This window comes from Wohlfahrtiimonas larvae, assembly GCF_002006755.1.
Lineage (GTDB): Bacteria > Pseudomonadota > Gammaproteobacteria > Cardiobacteriales > Wohlfahrtiimonadaceae > Wohlfahrtiimonas > Wohlfahrtiimonas larvae.
This window is the reverse complement of record NZ_MVDO01000246.1, coordinates 1-4,655: the sequence shown is the minus strand read 5'-3', so window position 1 is coordinate 4,655 and position 4,655 is coordinate 1. Positions and strand designations below refer to the sequence as shown.

The following is a 4,655-nucleotide window of genomic DNA, read 5'->3' as shown; positions in this document are numbered from 1 at the left end:
GAGCCACAAGATGTGATGGATAAAATGGGTGCGGATGTTTTACGTTTATGGGTTTCTTCAACAGATTACCGTGGTGAAATCCCTGTATCTGATGAAATCTTAAAACGTACATCAGAAACCTATCGTCGTATCCGTAATACAGTGCGTTTCTTGTTAGCAAATACGGGCGAATTTGATTTCAAAAAAGATGCAGTGCCAATGGATGAGTTATTGCCATTGGATCGTTGGGTGATTGATCGCGCACATCAGCTACAACAAGAAATTGCAGAACATTATGTAGATTTTTCGTTCCATAACATTTATCAAAAACTACAAAGTTTTTGCTCGATTGATTTGGGTAGTTTCTATTTAGATATCACGAAGGATCGTCAATATACTTGTGCCAAAGATTCACGTGCTCGTCGCTCATGCCAAACAGCATTACACCATGTATTGGAAGCATTGATTCGTTGGATGGCACCTATCTTGTCATTCACGGCAGAAGAAACATGGCAGAATATGCGTGAGAAAGATGCAGATCGTTTAGAATCTATCTTCTTAGCAGAATTCTATACAGGTTTAGTGCCTTTAGAAAATACGAAATTTGATCGTCCTTTCTGGGATATGTTATTGAACGTTCGTTCTGAAGTTTCTAAAGAAATTGAAAAGCATCGCGCAAATGGTGAAATTGGCTCTTCATTGCAATCGAATGCAACAATCTATTGTTCACAGGGTATTTTCGATAAATTGGCAATGCTAGAAGATGAATTACGTTTTGTTCTGTTAACATCTTATGCAACTGTCAAACCGTTAGCGGATAAAACTGATGATCTAGCAGTATTTGAGTTAGAAAATGAGCAATTCGCAGTTGAAATCGAAGTGAATAATCACAAGAAATGTGTTCGTTGTTGGCATTATCGTGAGGATGTGGGAACACATGCAGATCATCCTGATTTGTGTGATCGTTGTATCACTAACTTGACGCCAGAAGGTGAGAATCGTCAATATGCCTAAGTCATCTTTAAAGACAAAGAAGGTTGCTATCTTCTTTGTCTTGGCTTTGATCGGTGTTGTGATTGATCAAGGGACTAAGTGGTGGTTTAACACAAATCTAGAGCCTTATGGCTCTGGTATTACAGTTATTCCTGATTTTTTGTCTTGGCGCTTAGCCTATAATTATGGTGCAGCATTTAGTTTTTTGGCGGACCATTCTGGGTGGCAACGCTGGTTTTTTATTGTAATTGCAATTATTGCAGCAATTGTTATTGCTATATTAATCATTCGACGTAAATCACATGAACGGATCTTGCCCTATGGATTAGCATTGATTATGGCAGGCGCAATTGGTAACGTAATTGATCGTATTTGGCATGGTTATGTGGTAGATTTTATCAGTACTCAGTTTGGTACTTATTATTTTCCTATTTTTAATTTTGCTGATATCTGTGTTTCAGTTGGCGCAGGCTTAGTCATTTTGTCATCTTTTGTTGAGCGTTCGCATCATGAGTAAAAAAGTCTATCTAGCCAACCCTCGTGGTTTTTGTGCGGGGGTTGATCGTGCAATTGGTATTGTAGAAAAAGCATTGGCACAGTTTGGCGCGCCAATTTATGTTCGCAATGAAGTGGTTCACAATAAGTTTGTTGTGGATGGTTTGCGTGAACGTGGTGCTATTTTTGTAAAAGAGTTGCATGAAGTGCCAGACGATTCTATTGTGATTTTCTCCGCACATGGTGTATCTAAGGCTGTTCAGAATGAAGCTCAAGAACGTGGTTTAAAGGTTTTTGATGCAACCTGCCCATTGGTGACAAAAGTGCATATGGAAGTCAGTCGTGATGCGCGCAATGCACGTGATACAATTTTAATTGGTCACGCAGGGCATCCTGAAGTTGAAGGTACAATGGGACAATTTGATGCATCTTATGGCGGCAAGATTTATCTTGTGGAAGATATGGATGATGCTGAGAAAATTCATATTGATAATCCTGATAACATCAGCTATGTAACGCAAACGACATTATCTTTAGATGATACAAAAGAGATCATAGGCAAATTGCGTGATCGTTTTCCTGTGATTTCAGCGCCGAAGAAAGATGATATTTGCTATGCCACACAAAATCGCCAAGATGCCGTGCGTGAATTATCTCAAAAATGCTCATTGATTTTTGTTGTAGGTTCAAAGAATAGCTCTAACTCAAATCGCTTGCGTGAATTGGCTGAGAAAGAAGGTGCCGTTGCTTACTTGATTGATCGTGCGGATGATATTGATATTTCTGTTTTGAAAGATCATGAAAATATCGGTGTAACAGCTGGCGCTTCAGCACCAGAAATTTTGGTGAAAGAAGTATTAGAATTGCTAGCTAAAGAAGGCGCAGTTCTTCAAGAAAATTTATCAGAAAATCCTGAAACAATCGTCTTTCCATTACCGAAAGAATTGCGTGATTAATTAAATCATCTATGAATTAATACGAAAGCATCCGAACAGGATGCTTTTTTCTTGGATGAAATATTTATCCAAAAATTTTCGCCAATAGTTTTGCTAAACCTAGCTGATTATTCAAAAAAGCTTTAATTACTAAGCGATTCGCTATACAGAGATATTTGAGATCAATAATTTTTTCATCTATTAATCTTTGGAAATTTCGTTGTGCGATGGGAATCAATTGAGCACGTAATTCTTTGCCTTTAGTTTTACGAATGATCTTGCTTACGATCATGCGATAAGCATCATTAGCCATTTGTTGTTGGAATAAAGTATCCACAGATGTTGGGATATTATTGCCTGTAATAAAATAATCGTAAGTATGTTTTAAACGTGTTGTTGCATCGTTTAAGTATCGTTCTGCACGTAAACCTGATGTTACACTTGCTTCATGGCGGCGATAGAAATATAGCGGTAGATCGACCTTTCCGAAACGGTTAGTTTTTGCATATAGTTGTAGAGCATACATATAATCATCTTCATAAAAGATGTCCTCATAAAAACAAAATTCTTTGTAACTATTGTAGCGATAAAGCTTATTCCAGGCAGGTGAATCTGGCGATTGTGCATCTCGTTTTAAGAATAGTTCTAATGCGTTATTGTGCTCAGTGATTGGAGTGCTTTGAGCATCATATTTTTGATCTTTGATTTCAGACACATTGCCGAATGTGAATTTATTGAATGCAATAAAATCCAATTCTGATTTTTTCTCAATGGCATTGAAACAGATCTCCATTGTTTGCGGATGCAATAAATCATCGCCATCCATGAACATAAAGTATTTGCAATCATTCACATTTTCAATACCAATGTTACGAGAATGGCAGGGCGAGCCGTAGTTCTTCTCATTTTGTATAGTAACAAAGCGATCATCATTATTGGAAAATTGTTGTAGTTTCTCAAAAGTATCGTCGGTCGATCTGTCATCAATACAAATGCATTTAAAATCTTTAAATGTCTGATTTTTAATTGAGTTTAAACATTCCTCAACGTAATGACTTAAATTGTAGAATACAACTATGATGCCAATTTTATTCATGAATGCTATCCGATTATTCTAAATGAACATACATTATATCTTTGTTTATGAATATTATCAGTCAAGCTGAGTCTAAAAAGGAATCTATTTCGAGTTGTAGATAATTAAATTGATAATGTTAATCGACCTATGGTGTTGTGTTGTGCTAAATTACACCGTGTGCTGAGTACTAGAGATAATAATCATCCTTTAAATAATAGATATTGAATTAATAGGTAATGTTGCGCAAACAGATGGGCTTGTTAATATGAAGAAAAAATTAGTATGCATTGTGGTATTGGCGCTAGCCTTATGTTCGTTTGTGTTAGCAGAAGAATGGCGTTTAGGGGTGATGAGTGAAGTAGAGTTCTTACCTTATAAAAGTGTAAAGAGAGATGTAACTGTTTATCCTATGATTCATTATGATGGTAATCGTTTTTATATAGAAGGAGATGAAGCTGGTATTTATCTTTTAAAAAATGAAGATCATCAGCTGAGTTTAGGGTTGGGTTATGATTGGCAAAGTTTTAAACCTAAGGATAGCCGAGCTTGGCAACTGAAACAGTTAAATAAACGCAAATCAAGCATTATGGCCAATGTGGATTATACTCTGATCACATCTTATGGTGCATTGAGTACAGAGTTAAGCGCAGATATTCTAGGTAGGAATAAAGGTATGACGTTGGATATAGGTTATCTTGCGGTCATCGAAACAGATAATATTACCTTCATTCCTAATATTGGCATTGTGGGTTATAACAGTCGTTATAATAATTACTATTATGGTATTTCAGCAAATGAATCCTATCGTTCAGGATTAACTCAATACAAAAGTAAAGCAGGCATTAATCCTTATGCTGAGCTAAGTGTTGTTTATCAAGTGGCACCTCAGTGGGAAATGTCTGTAACAGGGCGTTATGAATATTTAAGTAAAAAAGTTAGAAATAGCCCAATGGTGAATAAAAAAGAGAGCTCTTTACTGAAACTTGGAGTTTTGTATCAGTTCTAAGCGCAATCATTTATAAGTTATAAACTTATGTTCAATGGAGATAATAAAATGTCAAAGCAACAAATCGATGAGCGCCAATTACTATTGGATGAAGCAAAATATTGTTCATTTGGTGATACTGTTCATTATGTCGATCCTCCGAAAATTTTTACAAATTGTGAGGGCAGTT

Annotated in this window: 5 protein-coding genes; 4 read left to right on the top strand and 1 reads right to left on the bottom strand. The window is 36.2% G+C overall.

The annotated features are described in order from the left end of the window. From BZK14_RS12535 to ispH, 3 genes are all read left to right on the top strand, one after another. A partial coding sequence (locus tag BZK14_RS12535; protein WP_143691477.1) for a class I tRNA ligase family protein occupies positions 1–993 on the top strand: 993 nt, incomplete at its 5' end. Next, positions 986–1,489: a signal peptidase II gene (lspA, locus tag BZK14_RS12530; RefSeq protein ID WP_077926802.1), complete on the top strand. Its 504-nt coding sequence runs from the start codon at positions 986–988 to the stop codon at positions 1,487–1,489. The genes BZK14_RS12535 and lspA, both read left to right, overlap by 8 nt. Next, positions 1,482–2,423 carry a 4-hydroxy-3-methylbut-2-enyl diphosphate reductase gene (gene ispH, locus BZK14_RS12525; RefSeq protein WP_077926801.1) on the top strand — a complete coding sequence of 314 codons (942 nt, stop codon included), beginning with the start codon at positions 1,482–1,484 and terminating at the stop codon, positions 2,421–2,423. The genes lspA and ispH overlap by 8 nt, the downstream gene beginning before the upstream one ends. A 64-nt stretch (positions 2,424–2,487) precedes the next feature. Here the strand turns inward: ispH and BZK14_RS12520 are convergent, their stop codons facing one another. Then, positions 2,488–3,498, bottom strand: a complete 1,011-nt coding sequence (locus BZK14_RS12520) for a glycosyltransferase family 2 protein (protein WP_077926800.1) — start codon at positions 3,496–3,498, stop codon at positions 2,488–2,490. A 247-nt stretch (positions 3,499–3,745) separates the two neighbouring features. Here BZK14_RS12520 and BZK14_RS12515 point away from each other — a divergent pair, with 247 nt between their 5' ends. Then, positions 3,746–4,486, top strand: a complete 741-nt coding sequence (locus BZK14_RS12515; RefSeq protein WP_077926799.1) for a MipA/OmpV family protein — start codon at positions 3,746–3,748, stop codon at positions 4,484–4,486. Positions 4,487–4,655: the final 169 nt, after the last annotated feature.